Genomic DNA, 17,856 nt, shown 5'->3' with positions numbered 1-17,856 from the left:
GCGCACGGCGGGAGAAGCGCTTTCTGTCCCAGGGGTGCCCGCCGCACGACTGGCGGGGCACCCGGCGGACGTCGGAGAACGGGCGGATGGAGACCGTACCGGACGTGCGGGTCGCGCGCGTGTACGAGTAGCCGGAAGCGGACGGCGGGGCCCGTGTCCTCGTCGACCGGCGCCGGCCCCGGGGACCCTCGCGCCAGGCCGCGCGGCTGGACGAGTGGTCCAAGGACGTGGCGCCGTCCACCGCCTTGGGGCACTGGTACGGGCACGAGCGTTTCGGGGAGTCCGCCGCGCGATAGCGGGCCGAACCGGCCGGCCCGGGACAGTCCGCCGCCCTCGACGACCTCGGCGAACGGTGCGGCCAGAGCCCGGTGTGCCCTGCTGAACGCCGCCGAGGAGATCGGCCTCAGCCATGCGACGGTACGGGTGCGCGTCTCCACCGACACCGCCCTGCAGCCAGGCGACCGGAAGACCGGTCAGGGGCACAGTGGGCGCCGGGACAGCGCGGTCACGGGCGGGACAGGTGCGCAGCGAGCGGGGTGGGGGAACGAGTGCCGGGAGAGCGGGTGCGGGGGCTGCCGTACGCGGCGCGGCGGGCGGCGCGGGCCGTACCCGCTCGGTTTCGGGGCCACCTCCCGCACGCGCGCCGGCCCGTGCGGGAGTTCGCGGGCCACCGCACGCACCGCCGCTCACCCGTGGGAGAGTTGGCCGGGCTCCTCAGGCACGGGCCCGCGCCCGTGCGGGGCAGTAGCGGAGCGGCGCGCACCACCAGGGCAACCGCGGCCCCCGACCCACGGGAGTCACCGTGAACCTCCTGCGCCACCTGCGCGCCCGCGACGCCGGATTCGCGGCCCTGCGCCGTGGTGGGCGCGCCGCGATCGTGGCGCCGGGCCTGTTCGCCCTCTGTGTCGAGGTGCTCGGCAACGAGACGATGGGGCTGTTCGCCGCCTTCGGTTCGATCGCCCTGCTGCTGTTCGTGGACTTCGGCGGACCGGTGCGCGACCGGCTCGCTGCGCAGTCGGCCCTGGTCTGCGCGGGCGCCGTCCTCGTGTCTCTCGGCACGCTGGCCTCCGGGGCGCCGTGGCCGGCCGCGATCGCCACGGTGGTCGTCACGTTCGGCATCCTGTTCTCCGGGATCATCAGCTCCACGGTCGCCGGGGCGTCCACGACGATGCTGATCTCCTTCATCCTGCCGGTGACGCTCCCTGGCGCGCCGGGCACGGTCCCGGACCGCCTCGCCGGCTGGGGCCTCGCCGGTGCCGCCTCGCTGGTGGCCGTCGGGGTGCTGTGGCCGGCCCCGGCCAGGGACCCGCTGCGCACGACTGCCGCGCGGGCCTGTGCCGCGCTGGCGGAGCGGCTTCGGGCGGAGGTCGCCTGCGTACGCGGCGGGTTCGCGGCCGCTGACCGCGAAGCGCTCGACGCGGTGGTGTCCGACGCGGAGGCGGCCGTGGCGAAGCTGCGGACGACGTTCTTCGGCACGCCGTACCGGCCCACCGGCCTCAGTACGGCGACGCGCACCCTGGTCCGGCTGGTGGACGAGGTCATGTGGCTTCAGACCGTGCTGATGAGGACGCCGCTGGACCGCGGCCCGGGTCCCGCGGACGCGGTGGTGCACGCGGTGCGACTGGCGGCGGCCGATCTGCTGGAGCAGGGCGCCGAGCGGCTGCGGACCCCGGACGGGAGCGCGCCGGGTGCGCTCGACGCGGCGATGCGGCGGCTGGACGAGGCGCGTGCCGTCATGGAACGTACGGTCACCGCGGCGCGCCCCGGGGACCGCACCGGCACCGACGGCCCCCCGGCGGTGACGACGCGGGAGCGGTCCTCCGCGGTCGCCGTCTTCGTGAGCTGTCTGGAACCGAGCTTCCGCGCCCAGGAGACGAGCTTCGCGATCCGGGCGATCGCGGAGAACATCGAGCTGACGCTGGCGGCGCGTCGCCGCTCGTGGTGGCAGCGGCTGGCCGGGCGTCGCCCGGCGGGGGTGGAGTCGCCGCTGGCGTCCGCTCAGGAACGCGCGGGCGCGCACGTGGAGCGGCACTCGGTCTGGCTCCACAACAGTGTGCGAGGGTCGATCTCGCTGGGGCTCGCGGTCCTCGTCGCGGCGCTGACAGGGGTCGAACACTCCTTTTGGGTCGCTTTCGGGACGATGGCCGTGCTGCGTTCCAGTGCCCTGCTGACCGGGCAGAACTCGCTGCGGGCGGTGGCGGGCACCGCCGCGGGCATCGCCATCGGCGGTGCGGTGATCTACGGGGTGGGTTCGGACCAGACAGCTCTGTGGCTGTTGCTCCCGCTCGCGGTGCTGTTCACCGGGCTCGCGCCGTCGGCCATCTCGTTCGCCGCGGGGCAGGCCGGGTTCACGGCGTCGATCCTGATCCTGTTCACGATCATCCAGCCGGCCGGCTGGAGCATCGGTCTCGTCAGGATCGAGGACGTCGCGATCGGCTGTGCGGTGAGCGTGGCGGTCGGCGTGCTGTTCTGGCCGCGTGGCGCGGGGGACGCCCTCGGGGAGGCGCTGGCCGACGCGTTCACGCACAGCGCCCGGTATGTGCGGGGCGCGATCGGGTACGGGGTGACGCGCTGCGACGTCCTCGCACCGACGGCTCCCGCCCCCGAGGACGAACGGTCCAGGGCGGCGGCCGCGGCCCGCAGGCTGGACGACGCGTTCCGCGGATTCCTCGCCGAGCGCGGGACGAAGCACGTGCCGCTGGCCGACGTCACCGCGCTGATCACGGCCGTCGCGGTACTGAGGCTGACGGGGGACGCGGTGCTCGACCTGTGGGGTCGCGACCACCGGGGGCCGGCGGGCGACCGCACGGCGGCCCGCCGCGAGATCGACGCGGCAGCCGACGCGCTCGTGACGTGGTTCGAGTCGGTGGCGGGCGCCCTGACCGGGCACGGCCCGGTGCCGGGCCCTCTCCCCCACGACGCGGCGGCGGCCGACAGGCTCCTCGGCACGGTGCGTCAGGACCTGGCCGGCGACGACCGCGGCTGGTCGGCGACGGCGATCCGGATGATCTGGACGGCCGACCACATCCGTGCGGTGCGCAGCGTCCAGTCGACGATCCTGGAGCCGTCACGTTTGATCGCGGCGCGGCAGCGCGCCCGCCGTTCCGCCACGGCACGCATCGTTTCGCGACGCGCGACCCCCGGCGCCGGCGGCCCGAGGTGAGGCACCGCGCCGGTCCACTCGCGCAGGGGCCCCGCCCCTGCCGGCTCCCCGCCACGCCGCTCGGCCCACGCGCGGACGCGGACGGTGGTGGAGCCCCGTACATGGGCCGATCAGCGGCTGACCGGTAACGCCCCGTCAGCGAGGAGCGGTCGGCGCCCCCACCTCCTGGAGCGATGGCGGACGGCCGCCGTACGATCCGGTACGGGGCTCCCCGGCGGCGCGCCCGCCGGCCGAGGCGAGAGGGGAAGCATGACCGTCCATGACATCGCGCTGATCAGGGGCGACGGCGTCGGCCCTGAACTGGTCGACGCGGCACTCTTCGTCCTGGCGAAGGCCTCGGACCTCTACGGGTTCGACCTCGGCATCACCGAGGTCGACGGCGGCGCCGGGACGTACGAGCGGACGGGTGAGGCGCTGCCCGGCGCCGGGCGTGCCGCCGTACGCGCGGCGGACGCGACCCTCCTGGGGCCCGTGGGACTCCCGTCGGTCCGCCTGCCGGACGGCAGCGAGGCGGGCCGGCTCGGCGCTGTCCTGCACACGGAACTCGACCTGTACGCGCGGGTGCGGCCCGTCGAACTGCTGCCGCGCGTTTCCACGCGGCTGGTGGCGCGCCACGGCAGTGTCGACTACGTCGTCGTACAGGAGAACACCCGGCTCCCGCATGCCCCGCGCGGCGCGGCCGGCGGGCAGGACGAGAACGGGGGCGGCGGTACGGCGGCGGACACACTGACCGTCACCAGCGCGGGGTGCGAGCGGATCGCGCGCTACGCGTTCGACCTCGCCCGCTCCCGTGCGGGCGCGCGGCGGGACCGGGTGCGCCGGGTCACCTGCGCCGACCTGGCGGACACGCTGCGCGGCATGCGTCTGCTGCGTGAGGTCTTCCTCGACGTCGCCGGGGACTACCCGGAGATCCAGGCGGAATGCCTCTACGCGGGCGCCGCGGCGGAGGCCCTGGTGATGTCGCCCGAGCACTTCGACGTGATCGTCACGGCCGACCCCCTCGGCGGCGTCCTCAGCGACCTCGGCTGCGGCACCGTGGGCGGAACCGCGTTGTGCCCCTCGGGCGCCGTCGGCGAGCGTGCCGCCTGTTTCGGTCCCGTCCACGGCAGCGCGCCGGCCCTCGCCGGGCGGCGCCGGGCGAATCCCGTCGGCCAGATCCTGGCCGCGGCGATGATGCTGGACCATCTCGGCGAGGCGCCGGCGGCCCGCGCGGTGCGCGAGGCGGTGCGCGGAGCGCTGGACATGGGGACCCTGAAGGTGGACCGGGACGGCCTCTCGGACGGCGGCCCGGCCGCGGGGGCCGAGGCGGTCGCCCGGGAGATCCAGCCCGACGCGTGAGGAGCGGCGGGCGGACCGCGGTGGCGCGGCGGGTGCTGCCGGGGTCCGTCCTGCCACGGCCGGACGCCGGCCCCGCGGCCCCGCGCGCCGAAGCGGCGGCACCGCCGACGCGGTGCCGCCGCCCATGAACTGCCGTCTGCGCGGTATCCGTCCCGCTGTCAGCCCAGCGGCTCCCGGTCTGCGCCCTGGTCCGGCACGCCGGCCTCCGTACGGCCGACGGGGGGTCCGTCGGGCGCCGGGCTCTCGTGGCCGAGGTCGATGTCCACCTCGGCCCGGCCGCTGTCGGCGAGGGAGAAGGGAACCGCCCGGGGCGGGTAACTGTTGGCCACTACGGTGTAGTCGCCGTGCGGAAGCGCCTCGAAGGCATAGGTTCCCTCACCATCGGTCAGGTGCCGTGTCAGCACGTTTCCCGCCCGGTCCATGAGGGTGACCAGTGTGTCCGGCATGGGCGTCCCGCCCGTGTTGCGCACGGTGCCGCGGATGTGGGCGGCGGGGAGGAGTTCCACCTCGCACGTCCCGGGCAGGCCGTCAGTCAACTCCACGGCCACCGCGCCTGGTTGGTGTCCCTCGGCCGTGACGGCCAGGGTGTACGCGCCCGGCGTGAGGTCCGGCAGTTCATAGGACCCCGAGTCCGCCGTGGTGGCGGTTCCCACGACGTCCCCGTACTGGTCCGCCGCCACCACCAGCGCACCCGCGACAGGACCGAGGGCGGAGCGGACCGTGCCGGTCAGTCCGCCGGAGCCCGTCAGCAGCAGGTCCGTCTCAAGGTTCGTGTCGCCGACCGTGACGGTGGCCGCGTGCGGGTGCAGGCCGGACGCCGAACCGATCACCACGTAGGTACCGGCCCCCGGGTGGGGCAGGGCGTACCGGCCGTCGTGGTCCGCGACCGTGCGGGCGATCTGGCGTCCGGCCGCGTCGATCAGGGTGACCGAGGCGCCGTGCACGGGCCGGCCGGCCCGGTCACGGACACGGCCGAGCACGCCCGGCGCCGCGGTGGCGGCCCGGGCCGGTCCCTTGGCGTGGTGTGCGGGCGTACGCACAGCGGTGTCCACCTGCGGCACCGCGGTCGCCGCGTCGGCGGCCTCGGCGCCGGCGGCCGTACTCCCCGTGTCCTGGGGGGCCGGGGCGAACGCGGCGGGCCGGCCGCGGCGGTAGAGCAGCGCGGAGACGACCAGGCCCCCGGCGAAGAAGGCGGCCGCCCACCAGTAGGCACTGGCATAGCTGTGGAGCGCGGCCTGAACGGGCAGGTCACGCTGACCGATGTGGTCCTTGGCATAGCTCGTGGCCGCCGTGGCCGCGATGGTGTTGAAGAGCGCGGTGCCGATGGAACCGCCCACCTGCTGCATGGTGTTCACCGTCGCGGACGCGACGCCCTGGTCCCGGGGCTGCACACCGAGCGTCGCGAGGCTCATCGCGGGCGGCATCACCAGGCCGAGGCCGAGGCCCAGCAGGAGCAGACCCGGCAGGACGTGCGCGGGGTACGTGCTGTGCAGGTCGAGCGACGTCAGCCAGACCAGGCCCGCGCCGGCCAGACCCATCCCCACGGGCACGACGGGCTTCGGCCCGATCCGCGGGATCAGCAGGTTGGTGGCCAGTTGGGCCGTGATCATGAGCATCCCGACCATCGGCAGGAAGCCGAGACCGGTCTGGACGGGCGTGTAGTGCAGGGTCTGCTGCAGGTAGTACGTGAGGAAGAGGAAGACGCCGAACATCCCCGCGCCGGAGATGAACACACTGACGTACGAACTGGCCCTGTTGCGGTCGGCCAGTACGCGCAGCGGCAGCAGCGGGTGCTGGGCCCGCCTCTCCCACAGGGTGAACACGACGAGCAGGACGCCGCCGACGGCCAGGAAGGCCCAGCACATCCAGTTGCTCCAGGTGTGCGTCTCGGCGTTGGCGAAGCCGAACACCACCCCGAAGAGTCCCGCCGCCACGAGGACCGTCCCCAGCAGGTCGAGCTTGGGACGCTGGGCCGGCGCTGCCCCGCGGACGAAGAGCGTCGCGCCGATCACGGCGAACACCGCGATGGCGTCGTTGACGTAGAGCGTCCAGCGCCAGTCGAGGTGTTCGGTGAGCACGCCGCCGAGCAGCAGCCCTATGGCACCGCCGGATCCGGCGATGGCGCCGAAGACACCGAAGGCCCTCGACCGCTCCTTGGGATCGACGAACGTCGTCGTCAGCAGGGACATCGCGGACGGTGCGAGCACGGCACCGAACACACCCTGCAGGGCGCGCGCCACAACGAGCATGGTGAATCCGTTGGCCGCGCCGCCGAGGGCGGACGCGGCGGCGAAACCGACCAGGCCGATGATGAACGTACGGCGCCGGCCGAGCAGGTCGGCCAGGCGCCCGCCGAGCAGCAGCAGGCTGCCGAAGGCGAGGGAGTAGGCGGTGATGACCCACTGCCGGCCGTCGTTGGAGAAGCCCAGGTCCTGCTGGGCGGACGGGAGGGCGATGTTCACGATGGTCGCGTCCAGGACGACCATGAGCTGGGCGAGTCCGATGACGGCCAGGGCCCACCAGCGCTTCGGTGGGTGCTGCCGCGCTTCGGCGCCGGGGCGCTCCACGTGTGTGGCGGCCTCAACGGGTTGGTCGACGGCGGATATTGACACGCCGGGGTCCTCCAGGTCTTTCAGGGGATGAGCGGCGCCCGGTCACGCGCGGGGTCGGGGGCGTGACGACGCCCTGTCGACTCGCGGTTCAGCGCCGGGTCAGGGCGGGGAGGACGACGGCGTCCACGTACCGCTGGAGATAGAGGGGGTCCGGTTCCTTCAGATCGATGAGCGTGCGGGCGACGACGGCACCCAGCAGGAGATGCGGCAGGTAGGCACGGGCCGGGCAGTCGGCGGCGACCTCACCGCGCTCGGCGGCCCGGTCGAACATGCTGTAGAGGGCGTCATGGTCCTGTCGCAGTACTTCGCCGAAGGCCGCGGCGAGTTCGGGATCCTTGGTCACCGCGGGCACGACGGCCTGCAGGAGATCGGTGTCCTTCTTCGCCTCTCCGATGCGTACGGTCAGCTCGTGCAGGTCGCCCGCCAGGCTTCCGGTGTCCAGGCCTTCGAAGTCGAACGGTCTGCTGTGCCGCAGGGCGGCGGCCACGAGCCGCGGCTTCCCGCTCCACTTCCGGTAGAGGGTCGCTTTGCTGCAGCGCGCCCCGAGAGCCACCGCGTCCATCGTGAGGGCCTCGTACCCCACCTCACGCAGCAGACTCAGCACGCCTTCGTAGATCTCGGACTCGCGCTCGGCGGAGATCCGGCTACGCCTGCGCGGCGGACAGGGCCCGCCGTCCGCGGGGTCCGTCCGGTCGCTCCGCGGGGAGGCCTGCGACACCATCATGGTCCCGTCGCCCCCTTTCCGTGCGGCACTAGCGAAACGACCTCGTACCGTTAAGACCGTAGGCTCTGCCCCGGCGAAACGCAAGCTTTTCCTTCTCGCACAGGGTTGCGAGGGGTTGGCGGCCGTGGTACAGCCTGTCCGACGTCGCGCTCCGTACGGTCCGCTTCGGCCCCGAGGCCCCGCCGTCCCCGCTATGACAGGGCGCCCGCGAGTTACGTGGCGGGACTCCGGCCACGCCGATCCGTCATCCGCGAACGCAGCCCCGCCCCGAGCCGCGGCAGCGGCGCCCGCCCGGCGGACCGGACGCCGCTGCCTGTCACCTTCAGGCCGTCGAGGCGACCGCCCGCCCAAGGTGCCGGGCGAGGAAGCGGACCGCGCTGTCGGCCTCGAACCTGGGGAAGTCGATGTGTTTGCCCGCGTTGGCGTGCAGCGTCTTCTCCTTCGAGGCGAAGGCGTCGAACAGCGCGAGGGCGTCCTCACGCGGAATCCGCTCGTCGTCCCACTGCAGAGCGAACTCGACCGGCACGGTGATCTGCTTCGCCGCCTCGACCAGGGCATCGGGCCACATCAAACCGAAGACCGCCGCCGTGATCCTGGGCTCGACCGCCACCAGAGGCAGCCCGATCGCAGTGCCGAGGCCGATGCCGAGGTAGCCCACCGGGCCGTCGGCACCGATCTCCGGACGATCCTGAAGGGCGTCCAGCGTCGCCTGCCACTCGGGCACGGCGAGCTGCGCCAGGCGGGCGTTGTACGGGACGACGATCGGGCTTTCCGGCTCACCCGCCGCCTGCGCCGTGCGCAACGCCGCGATGTCCTGCTCGTCGAGCGCGGTGCGCGGCCGGTCTCCGTGACCGGGCGCGTCGATGACGGCGACATGGAAACCGCAGCCGGTCACGAGAAGGCGCGCGCGGCCCGCCATCGACCGGTGCTTCTTGTGGCTGCCGCCGCCATGGCCCATCAGGACCAGCGGCGCGGGATCGTCGCCGGGGACCGGCGACCAGAGAACGCCGGGGACGTCGCCCACGGTGAAATCGCGTTCGCGTACGCCGTTCGACGACGACTCGGCGGTGAACTGCAGTGCGTGCAAGGGTGTTGCCTTTCGGGAGTGCCTTGTTGTCGAGGCGCTCCCGGCGACACCTACGTCAGTCGCCGGCCATGACGGGAAGGGGGAGCACCCACATCGATACAGCGTTCATGGGTCTCACCTCCTCGGGCGGTGTCACGGTCGACTGCAAGCTACCAGCCTGATCATCGTCCCTCCAATCCCTTTTCCCCGGCACCGATCGCCGCTTCGGACCGGCCCCGAGCCGAGTCCGCGACGTCGCTCCCGGCGCAAGCCCCCGGCACATGCCCTCGCCTCGCGGACGCTGCCCCTTCGGCTCCGTCGGTGCGGCCCACCGAGCTGCCGGCAGCCGGCCGACAGCGCCGGGGCCGACCGACGTGCTCATGGTCACGTGCCGCGGCGGTCGGCCGGTGTCCGGGACCAGGGCTGCCGCACCACCCCCCGAGCACCGCGGAGATGGCTCACCGTGCCGCGGCGCACGGCGCGGCCGGCCGCGCCCTCGCGCTGATCCGTCCCACCAGCAACCTCGCCCTGATCTGCGATGGTGTCCCGGCGGTGTCGGACCATCTCGCCGCGACCGGCCGGGCCGCCGCCCCCGCCCGCGCGCACTGGCAGGCGCGCCGGCGCGAGGCGGTAGGAGCGGCGGCCCGGTCGACGCACGAGCCCTCGCCGTCGTTGACGGCGTATCAGACGACGGTTTCGGTGTGGACGCCGGACCGTTCGGCGTTCACACGGGTCGGCGAGCACCGAGCCACGCAGGCGGACCTGGGTGGGCTGCTGGAAGATGCCTCACCCGCGTCGCACCAGGGCCGCCCGCCGCTCCCCCAGAGGCATGCGGCGATCCGCCTCAGACCGAGAACCGGCCACAGAGCCAGTTGCCCGGCTCCACCGGGTCGTCGCTCATCCAGAACTGCCGCCACAGCAGGGCGAACTCGTCGCGGCTGAGGTGACCGTCCCCGTTCAGGTCGAGCAGTTCGAAGACGCCCGTCATGTCCACGGGCCTGCCGTTCCAGGTCTCGACGAGCCTGCGGTGTTCTTCCGGTGAGATGACACCGTCGTCGTTGGCGTCCACGGCGTCGAAGACGGTTTCGGCCGTGGCCGTCACACTGCCCACCATCACGGGCAGCTTGTCGACCAGGGCGAGCAGTTCACTCATGTCGATCGCACCGTCCCCGTTCGCGTCGCCGACTTCCAGCAGCGCCGCCCACCACCCCATCAGCAGCGTCTCCACCCGGCCGCGCAGCTCCGTCCCGGGACCCACTCCCGGCAGCCGGCTCCAGCGGACGACGAGCGCCCTGAAATCCTCTTCCCGCAGATAGCCGTCGCCGTCCGCGTCGAACGCCGCGAATATCCCCTTGAGCTTGCGCTCCTGAAACACACTGGCCATGAGCGGCCTCCCCTGACGCCGAACCGAACCATGAATCGCCGGCGACCGCCCTACCGAGCGGCGGACAGCGTGTAACTATAGGCCGGGAAGCGCCCCGCGCCCCACGGGCACATATGCGCGAACACTCACTCTCAGGGCGGACCCCGGGTGCCCGCGGCCACCTCGACTCCCCGCTCCCGACGCGGTGTTCAGAGCCAGTCCGTCTCCGGGGCAGCCGCTCTCAGGGCCGCTGCGGCCCGACTCGGTCAACGGGTCCCCGTGCGGTACGCACACCAGAGTCGGCTCCAGTGCGGCCAGCCGGTGGAACGAGGCGATCGCGGTGGTCCGTTCCACGTGGAAGGGGCCGAACACGGGGCGCCCCTCGCCGGTGGCGACGGAGTCGCCGGAGAACAGCACACCACTGTCCAGCAGATGGCGGCGACACCGCCCGGTGTGTGGCCGGGCACGTGCGGCACGTGGACCGGCTCGCGCCGGCCGTCGAGCGCATGTGTGCCGTCACGGCGAGACCAACCACGGCACCCGACCGCGTGCGGGCCCTTACGCCACCGGCAGAGCCCGGGCTCGGCCGTCCGCGCGGGGACCCGGCCCGCGCGCCCGGCGTCCGCCCGCAGCGGTCCAGCCCCCACTCAGTTCAGGAGCAGGGACACCGCCGTGCCCGCCGCGATGCTCAGCAGGGTGGAGCGACGCCAGGCGTGCAGGGCGACGGTGACCAGCACCGGAACGAGTCGCGCCACCGGCCACGCCAACGCGCCGGCGGGTGCCGGCGGTACGCCCCGGGCGGGCGGCAGCGACCGGGCGACCGTGCTCGCGTTCGAGGAGCGTGCCACGTCCTTCGTCGAAGTCGTCGAGTTCCGGCGGATGTTCGGCCTGCCGGACTACTTCCTGCGGGTCGCGACGGAGAGCCTCCAGCACTACGAGTCCTTCGTGACGGACATGCTGGAGGACGTGCCGGGCATCGCCCGCGTGGACTCGCACCTGACGATGAAGCACATCAAGTGACCCGGCGGATCAGTCCGTTACGTGCGCCTGGAGGCGGACGAGTCCCGCCACGCCGAACTGCAGGATCACCGGCAGGGTATGACCGCTCGTCACTCCGCTGACGTGGCGGAGTGCCACACTGGGCCCGCCCGCAGAACCGAAGGTGGTACTGCCGTCGGGCAGGATCAGGATGCCCGCGGTGTTCATCGCCCCGTTGCCCTTGGGGTTCTTGCCGCCGCCGAGCGCCCCGCGCGCCCCGCCGGGGACGCCGACCATGTCGAGATGGTCGGTGACCGTACCGGAGTTGCTGACGGTCATGGTGAGGGTGCCGTCACCGGAGTGGTCGAGATGGGCGACGGCCCCGGTCACGGACACCACCGCACCGTTCGAACTGGCCTCGACCTGGCCCGGGGTCCCGCTCGGCGTGGGAGCGGCGGGGGACGCGTCGGGCGAGGAGTGACCGCCGCAGCCGGTGAGGCAGGCCGCCAGCACGGCGGGCGCCGCGAGCGCCGTCGCGGCCGTGATGAGGGGGTTCTTCCGTGCTGTCTTCGCATTGCGTGCCATCCCTGCATTATGCGAGCGCCCGGCCCGGCGCCGTCGCCCGGGTCCACCCGCCCGCCGCGGCCGTCGGGACGTCCCGTCCACCGCGGGCCGGCCCTCCGCGCCCATGTCCGGGCGGTCCAGGCCCCGGGGGCCCTAGGCTCGGCGCATGAGTGATGGCGCAGCTGAAGAGACGGAACGCGCGCGGCGGCTGCTCGACGCGCAGGCCAAGGCCGAGGATCTGTTCGCCCAGGTGGAGAAGCGCGGCCTGCTGGCCCCCGGCGAGAGCGAGCGGGCGGTCAGCGACCGGATCAGGGATCTGGCCAACGAGCTGTACGGGGTACGCAGGTTCTGGCACAAGCGCATCGTGCGTGCGGGTCCCCACACCCTGCACCCGTATCGCGAGAACCCGCCGGACCGGGTGATCGAGGAGGGCGACATCCTCTTCGCCGACTTCGGACCGCTCTTCGAGGAGTGGGAGGCCGACTTCGGCCGCACCTTCGTGCTGGGCGACGACCCGGCCAAGCTGCGGCTGCGGGACGCCCTGCCGGAGATCTTCGGGGCGGGCCGCCGGGTCTTCGAGTCGGACCGCGCGATCACCGGCGAGCAGTTGTACGCGGAGGTCGTCCGGCTCACGCAGGAGGCGGGCTGGGAGTTCGGCGGGCACCACTGCGGGCACCTGGTGGGCGAGTTCCCGCACGAGAAGATCAACGGCGACGAGATCGCCTCGTACATCACACCCGGCAGCGACCGCCCGATGCGCCGCCCCGACGCCCGTGGCCGGACCTGCCACTGGATCCTGGAGATCCACCTCGTGGACCGGGAACGGGGTTTCGGCGGTTTCCACGAGGAACTGCTCGACCTCGCCTGAGGCCGCGGCCGGGCAGCACGCGCACCCTCGGGCCTCGTCGTGGAGGACGCCCCCCGGGGGTCCGCCGGCGCTCCGGACCGTACGGCGCCGACTCCGTCGGGCGGCGCCCGGCGCTCTGCGCGCACTCCGCGTCGTCGAGCGGCGCTCCGGCCGGCGCGTGCCCGTGGTCGTCCGACCCGGCGGCCGGCGCGGCCCGTTCTGTGCGTCCACCCGCTCGGCCGGGCCGCCGCCGCGGTGAGGGTGAGGCGGTCACGTCCGTACCTCTCCCGCGACGGCGTCCCCTGCCGGCCGAACCCCTGCGGGCCCGTCCTGCGGCCACCGGACACGGTCCCGCGGACGCCGCGTACCGCGCGGGGCCGTGCCCCCTGTGGGTCCGTCGGATCACTTCCTTCACGCGATCCCCGGAGGTCCCCGTCCGGACCGGAACGCGGCATGAGAACCTGTGGCCGTGGTGGAGAACTCTGCGACGGTCGTCGCCCGTACGACGGACAACGGCAGCCGCATCGTGCGGGCGACCGGGTCCCTCGACGACGAGAACGCGTCACTGCTGGACGACGCGCTGGAGAAGGCGGACCGGGAGGACGCCCGGCTGGTGGTGGTCGACCTCTCCGGGGTGTCGTTCGCCGACTCGACGGTGCTGCACGTGCTGCTGCGCGCGCGGGGCAGGAGCCGGCGGCTCGTGATCGCCGGGCCGCTCAGCGCTGTGGTGGAGCGCCTCTTCGACGTGACGGGAACCCGGTCCGCGTTCACCTTCGCCGCGACGGTTCAGGACGCTCTCGAACTGTGAACGCGACGGGCCCGACCTGCGAAGCGACGCACGGCTTTCGCGGGGCCCGTTCCGGGGCACACCACGACAGAGGGACGACTGGTGCCGCAAGTGGTGACAGGACGTATTCGCGCGCGGCTGGGACGAGGTGGGACGCAGTGACCTACGCGACGGGGAGCGACGGGGCTTGGGGCACGTACGGCGCCGGTGTCCCGACCAGAGCGGCGGAGGCCCGCCGTGTGGTCCACGCCCTGCTGCTGCGGGAGGGGCTGGTGGCGAAGGACGCCGCGCACGAGACGGTGCTCGCCGACGCGCTCCTGCTCACCTCCGAGCTCGTCACCAACGCGCTGCGCCACGGCGGCGGCGTGACGGGCTTCTCCGCGAGCGTCGTGGACGGCGCGCTGGTGCTCGTCGTCGCCGACGCGAGCACGCGCATCCCCACGGCCCGTCCCCGGCGGGAGGACTTCGCGGCGGGCGGCTACGGCTGGCCCCTGGTGTGCCGGCTCGCGGGGACGCCCGACGTGGTCGTGACCGCGACCGGCAAGACCGTCCGCGCGGTGATGCCGCTGCGCCCCGCGCCCTGACCCCCGACCCCTGACCCCGCCACGATCGGGCACGGGCCGGATCAACCTGCATCCGTGCCGGCGGATCACCGGCGCATCGCCGGGGGCCTCCAACGGCCCGTCGCGCCGTCCTCCTCGCCGGGTTCGGCGCGCTCCGCGGCTCTCGGCCGCTGAGCACGCGGGGAAGGGCGGCGTCGGACCGCTCCCACCCGGCAGATCCGCCGGCGGCTCCTCGCGGCCGGCCTCATCACCAAACCCCCTCATTACCCCATAGGGGGTATTTCTGACACTTTCCTCATCACACCCATCTCCGCATGGATGTGCCGAAGATTGCTTCACCCTCCTGTCTGCGGGAAGGTTGTCGACTGGAAATGATCTGTCCCATGGGAAGGGTGGTGGGGCCCGCATCGCGCGAGCCGTTGATCGTGGAGACTTCCGAGGGCCTTACGGCCGAGCCCCGCAGCGCCCGGATCACACTGCGCGCGGCCTGGGCCGACGCTCCTTACCCCGTCCTGCTGGCCGACGCCGCGGGCACCGTGATCGACCTCAACGCCGCCGCCGCGGCGCTCTTCCCGTCGGCGCGGCCCCGCACGCCGCTGGCCGAGGTGGCCCCCGCCTGGCTGACCGAGGCGCACTTCGGCGTGACGGAGGGGCTCCCCCGGCCGGCGCCTGTGCACGGCGAGGTGGACGGCCGCACCTTCGAGGCGCACCCCACACCCGTCGACGCGGGCGACGTCGTGTGGTGGCTCGTCGACGACACGGACCGGCGGCTGGCGGAGGAGGCCCTGCGCACCGAGCAGAAGCGCACGGCGTTCCTCGCCGAGGCGTCGAGTTCACTGCTCGCCTCCCTGAACGTGGACCGCTGCATGGAGGTGACCGCCGAACTCGCCGCGCGTCACCTGGCCGACGCGGCCGTGGTCGTCGTCCCGTCCGCCGGCCCCCGCGCCGTGGCCTACGCGGGCCCCGACGGCGCCCTGACCCGGGGGAGCCTGGCCGCGGACCCGGCCGAGGTGCCGGGCCTGGACGAGGCGTTGCAGGGCTTCCCGCCGGTGCCGTCGCGGTGGATCGACCCCGCGCAACTGCCCGCCTGGGCCGTTCCGGCCGGTTTCACCGGTCCGGCCGGCTCGGTCCTGGTCACCCCACTGCCCGGGCACGGGGTGCCGGCCGGCGCGATCATCCTGCTGCGCCACGGCGACCGGCAGGGGTTCCACCAGAGCGAGGAGATCTTCGCGCGGCTGTTCGCCGCGCGCGCCGGGGCCGCCCTGTCCGCGGCGCGGCTGTACGCGGAGCAGTCCAGCATCACCGAGACGCTGATGCGAGACCTTCTGCCGCCCCGGCTGCACCAGGTGCACGGTGTGGAGTTCGCGGGCGGCTACCGGGCCGCGGGCGCCGGCGAACACGCGGGCGGCGACTTCTACGACGTGCACCCGGGCGACGACGCGGACGCCGAGTCGCTGGTGGTCCTCGGTGACGTGTGCGGCAAGGGCCTGGAGGCCGCGGTGCTCACGGGCAAGATCCGTAACACCGTGCAGGCGCTGCTGCCGATGGCGGGCGATCACCAGCGGGTGCTCGACCTCCTCAACGGCGCCCTCGTCAACTCCCACCACACCCGCTTCGCGACGATGGTGCTCGCCTCGGTGAGCCGGTTCGCCGGGACCGTACGGCTGCGGCTGACGAGCGCGGGGCACCTGGCCCCGCTCATCGTCCGCGCGGACGGCCGGGTCGAGGAGACCGCCACACGGGGGTCGCTGATCGGTGTGCTGCCCGAGGTCACGTCCCGGACGGTCACGGCCGACCTGGCGGCGGGCGAGACGTGCCTGCTGTTCACGGACGGCATCACGGAGGCACGGGGCGGGCCGCTGGGCGGCGACCTGTTCGGGGAGCACCGCCTGCGCAGGGCACTCGCGGAGTGTGCGGGCCTGCCGGCCGAGGCCGTGGTGGAGCGGGTCCAGATGCTGGCGTCGCAGTGGGTCGGCGCGGGACGGCACGACGACATGGCCGTCGTCGCGATCACCGCACCACGGACGACGCATCTGAGTGCGGTGAACGGCCACACGCGGGGCAGGTTCACCGCATGACGTCCACACCGGCCGCCTCGGCGGCCTCTCCGGTCCCCCGGGCGGGGGACCTCACGAACACCCGGGCCCCCGACCGGTCCGCGACCGGGACCGGGTCCCGCGGGGGCGCGGCCGTGTGGCGTGAGCGACTGTGGGACGCGGTGTGCGCCGGCGACGAGTTCGCCGCGGCCGCGACCGTGTTCGCCGCGCTGGATGAGGGCATATCCGCGGAATCGGTACTGCTCGACGTGGTCGCGCCGGTACAGCGCCACGTCGGCACCGAATGGGCGGCGAACCGGCTGAGTGTGGCGGCGGAACACGCGGCCAGCGCCATCAACGACCGGGTCATCGGCGCGCTGGCCCACCGTGCGGGGGCCCGGCCGGAGCCGGGGCTCGGACGGGTCGCGGTGGCATGCGTCGACGGCGAGTGGCACGCGCTGCCGGCCCGGCTGCTCACCGAGGTCCTGCGACTGCGCGGCTGGCAGGTCGAGTTCCTCGGCGGGCAGGTCCCGTCGCCGCATCTCGTGGCGCATCTGCACCGGAGCGCGCCCGACGTGGTCGCGCTGTCCTCCTCGCTCGCGACCCGGCTGCCCACGGCGCACGCCGCGATCGCGGCGTGCCGGGCCGCCGGGACCCCCGTGCTCGCGGGCGGCGCCGCCTTCGGCGCCGACGGGCGCTACGCGAGGGCGTTCGGCGCCGACGCCTGGGCCCCTGACGCGCGCGCCGCCGCCGACCTGCTGGCGCGGGGCCTGCGACGCCCCTCCCCCGGCTCCGCGCACCAGCCCCTGGACGACCTGCCGCACCTCGCGGACCAGGAGTACACGCTGGTGTCACGGTCGGCCCCCGAGCTGGTGAAGGAGGTGCTGTCCGACCTCACCGAGCGCTTCCCCGCGATGCGCGCCTACACGGAGGCACAGCACCAGCACACGGCCGAGGACATCGCCCACGTCGTGGAGTTCCTGGCGAGCGCCCTGTACGTGGACGACGCGCGGCTGTTCACGGACTTCGTCGCCTGGACGGCGGAGATCCTCACGGCGCGCCGGGTACCGACCGCCTCGCTCGGGCAGGCCCTCGACATCCTGGCCCGCCGGCTGACGGACTTCCCCCGCTCGGTCGGCCTCCTGACACACGCACACAGCACACTGAACGGCACCGGGGAGCAGGCATGACAACATTTCCGTACCCCGTCCTCACCATCAGCGCGGAGCGGACGCAGCGCGGGGTCCTCCTGCGGCTGGCCGGGGAGCTGGACTACGAGAGCGCGGGCGAACTGCTGGACGCGGTGCGCGCACACCTGCCCGGTATCGGGCCCGACGGACTGCGCCTGGACTGCGGGGAGCTGACGGCCTGCGACTCGACCGGCCTGTCCGTGCTGCTGATGTCCCGCCGCCTGACGACGGCAGCCGGCGTCGCGCTGCACCTGGACAACCGCCGGCCGCCGCTCCAGCGCATGCTGGAGATCACCGGGACCCTGGCCCATCTGACCGTGTCCGCCGCCCCCGAGCGGCAGGAGGCGAGCACGCACGGGTCCGGCGCGCAGCACACCGCGCGCGGTCCCCGGGGCGCGCGGGGCTCACGCCCCGACACGGGCTGAGGACGGCCGCGGGCAGACCCCCGGGAGCCGCCGCTCCCCCTGCGGTGAACGACTCTTCTTCGCCACGGGACGCGGGCGGGCAACTGACGTCCCCCTGAGGACGCTTCGGCGACGACGGCGCGGGGACCCGCACCGCCCGCGGCCGGGGCCTTCCGCAGTCCGGGCCCGCACCCACCTTGGGCGCGGGGCCCGGACTCGAC

General features: G+C 73.8%; 15 protein-coding genes and 1 pseudogene. 10 read left to right on the top strand and 6 right to left on the bottom strand.

The annotated features are described in order from the left end of the window. Positions 1-146: 146 nt before the first annotated feature. From OG310_RS32010 to OG310_RS32000, 3 genes and pseudogenes are all read left to right on the top strand, one after another. Positions 147-296: pseudogene (locus OG310_RS32010) on the top strand (DUF488 family protein, N3 subclade); the annotation flags it as partial. A 506-nt stretch (positions 297-802) separates the two neighbouring features. After that, positions 803-3,163, top strand: a complete 2,361-nt coding sequence (locus tag OG310_RS32005) for an FUSC family protein (protein WP_329459326.1) — start codon at positions 803-805, stop codon at positions 3,161-3,163. A gap of 249 nt (positions 3,164-3,412) precedes the next feature. Next, complete coding sequence (locus OG310_RS32000; RefSeq protein WP_329459325.1) at positions 3,413-4,501, top strand: isocitrate/isopropylmalate family dehydrogenase; 1,089 nt, start codon at positions 3,413-3,415, stop codon at positions 4,499-4,501. A gap of 158 nt (positions 4,502-4,659) precedes the next feature. Here the strand turns inward: OG310_RS32000 and OG310_RS31995 are convergent, their stop codons facing one another. From OG310_RS31995 to OG310_RS31975, 5 genes are all read right to left on the bottom strand, one after another. Further along, entirely contained in the window at positions 4,660-7,113 is a 2,454-nt protein-coding gene (locus OG310_RS31995; protein WP_443078784.1) for a DHA2 family efflux MFS transporter permease subunit, read from the bottom strand. 88 nt (positions 7,114-7,201) lie between these two features. Beyond that, the gene (locus OG310_RS31990) at positions 7,202-7,837 is read right to left on the bottom strand and encodes a TetR/AcrR family transcriptional regulator (protein WP_443078783.1); all 636 of its coding nucleotides are present in this window, start codon (positions 7,835-7,837) and stop codon (positions 7,202-7,204) included. Between the two features lie 322 nt (positions 7,838-8,159). Beyond that, positions 8,160-8,924 (bottom strand): dienelactone hydrolase family protein, encoded by a 765-nt coding sequence (locus OG310_RS31985; protein ID WP_329459324.1) that lies wholly within the window; start codon positions 8,922-8,924, stop codon positions 8,160-8,162. 823 nt (positions 8,925-9,747) lie between these two features. Further along, positions 9,748-10,287: an EF-hand domain-containing protein gene (locus OG310_RS31980; RefSeq protein WP_329459323.1), complete on the bottom strand. Its 540-nt coding sequence runs from the start codon at positions 10,285-10,287 to the stop codon at positions 9,748-9,750. A 626-nt stretch (positions 10,288-10,913) separates the two neighbouring features. After that, a complete protein-coding gene (locus OG310_RS31975) occupies positions 10,914-11,003 on the bottom strand; it encodes an AzlD domain-containing protein (RefSeq protein WP_329459322.1) in 90 nt (29 codons plus the stop codon). On the opposite strand from OG310_RS31975, the gene OG310_RS31970 reads away from it, so the two are divergent. Continuing rightward, positions 10,993-11,286 (top strand): Lrp/AsnC ligand binding domain-containing protein, encoded by a 294-nt coding sequence (locus tag OG310_RS31970; protein WP_329459321.1) that lies wholly within the window; start codon positions 10,993-10,995, stop codon positions 11,284-11,286. The genes OG310_RS31975 and OG310_RS31970 overlap by 11 nt on opposite strands. A gap of 9 nt (positions 11,287-11,295) precedes the next feature. Here the strand turns inward: OG310_RS31970 and OG310_RS31965 are convergent, their stop codons facing one another. Next, positions 11,296-11,829 carry a hypothetical protein gene (locus OG310_RS31965; protein ID WP_329459320.1) on the bottom strand — a complete coding sequence of 178 codons (534 nt, stop codon included), beginning with the start codon at positions 11,827-11,829 and terminating at the stop codon, positions 11,296-11,298. Between the two features lie 145 nt (positions 11,830-11,974). Here OG310_RS31965 and OG310_RS31960 point away from each other — a divergent pair, with 145 nt between their 5' ends. From OG310_RS31960 to OG310_RS31935, 6 genes are all read left to right on the top strand, one after another. Continuing rightward, positions 11,975-12,676, top strand: coding sequence for a M24 family metallopeptidase (locus OG310_RS31960; protein WP_329459319.1), 702 nt, complete (start codon positions 11,975-11,977; stop codon positions 12,674-12,676). 448 nt (positions 12,677-13,124) lie between these two features. Then, the gene (locus OG310_RS31955) at positions 13,125-13,463 is read left to right on the top strand and encodes an STAS domain-containing protein (protein ID WP_329459318.1); all 339 of its coding nucleotides are present in this window, start codon (positions 13,125-13,127) and stop codon (positions 13,461-13,463) included. Between the two features lie 137 nt (positions 13,464-13,600). After that, positions 13,601-14,026: an ATP-binding protein gene (locus OG310_RS31950; RefSeq protein ID WP_329459317.1), complete on the top strand. Its 426-nt coding sequence runs from the start codon at positions 13,601-13,603 to the stop codon at positions 14,024-14,026. 362 nt (positions 14,027-14,388) lie between these two features. After that, complete coding sequence (locus OG310_RS31945) at positions 14,389-16,083, top strand: PP2C family protein-serine/threonine phosphatase (protein WP_329459316.1); 1,695 nt, start codon at positions 14,389-14,391, stop codon at positions 16,081-16,083. After that, positions 16,080-17,231, top strand: coding sequence for a cobalamin B12-binding domain-containing protein (locus OG310_RS31940; protein ID WP_329459315.1), 1,152 nt, complete (start codon positions 16,080-16,082; stop codon positions 17,229-17,231). The genes OG310_RS31945 and OG310_RS31940 overlap by 4 nt, the downstream gene beginning before the upstream one ends. After that, positions 17,228-17,656, top strand: coding sequence for an STAS domain-containing protein (locus OG310_RS31935; protein ID WP_329459314.1), 429 nt, complete (start codon positions 17,228-17,230; stop codon positions 17,654-17,656). Before OG310_RS31940 ends, OG310_RS31935 begins: the two co-directional genes overlap by 4 nt. The last annotated feature ends 200 nt before the right edge of the window (positions 17,657-17,856 follow it).

The sequence above is a fragment of the Streptomyces sp. NBC_01497 genome (assembly GCF_036250695.1).
Lineage (GTDB): Bacteria > Actinomycetota > Actinomycetes > Streptomycetales > Streptomycetaceae > Streptomyces.
Note: the sequence above shows the minus strand (reverse complement) of the source record. Positions and strands in the feature narration are given on the sequence as shown.

Bases quoted from the DNA above. Each gene is read 5' to 3' on its own strand.
- OG310_RS32000 (WP_329459325.1), top strand. From the start codon at position 3,413: ATGACCGTCCATGACATCGCGCTGATCAGGGGCGACGGCGTCGGCCCT.
- OG310_RS31990 (WP_443078783.1), bottom strand. From the start codon at position 7,837: ATGATGGTGTCGCAGGCCTCCCCGCGGAGCGACCGGACGGACCCCGCG.
- OG310_RS31980 (WP_329459323.1), bottom strand. From the start codon at position 10,287: ATGGCCAGTGTGTTTCAGGAGCGCAAGCTCAAGGGGATATTCGCGGCG.
- OG310_RS31965 (WP_329459320.1), bottom strand. From the start codon at position 11,829: ATGGCACGCAATGCGAAGACAGCACGGAAGAACCCCCTCATCACGGCC.
- OG310_RS31960 (WP_329459319.1), top strand. From the start codon at position 11,975: ATGAGTGATGGCGCAGCTGAAGAGACGGAACGCGCGCGGCGGCTGCTC.
- OG310_RS31945 (WP_329459316.1), top strand. From the start codon at position 14,389: ATGGGAAGGGTGGTGGGGCCCGCATCGCGCGAGCCGTTGATCGTGGAG.
- OG310_RS31940 (WP_329459315.1), top strand. From the start codon at position 16,080: ATGACGTCCACACCGGCCGCCTCGGCGGCCTCTCCGGTCCCCCGGGCG.
- OG310_RS31935 (WP_329459314.1), top strand. From the start codon at position 17,228: ATGACAACATTTCCGTACCCCGTCCTCACCATCAGCGCGGAGCGGACG.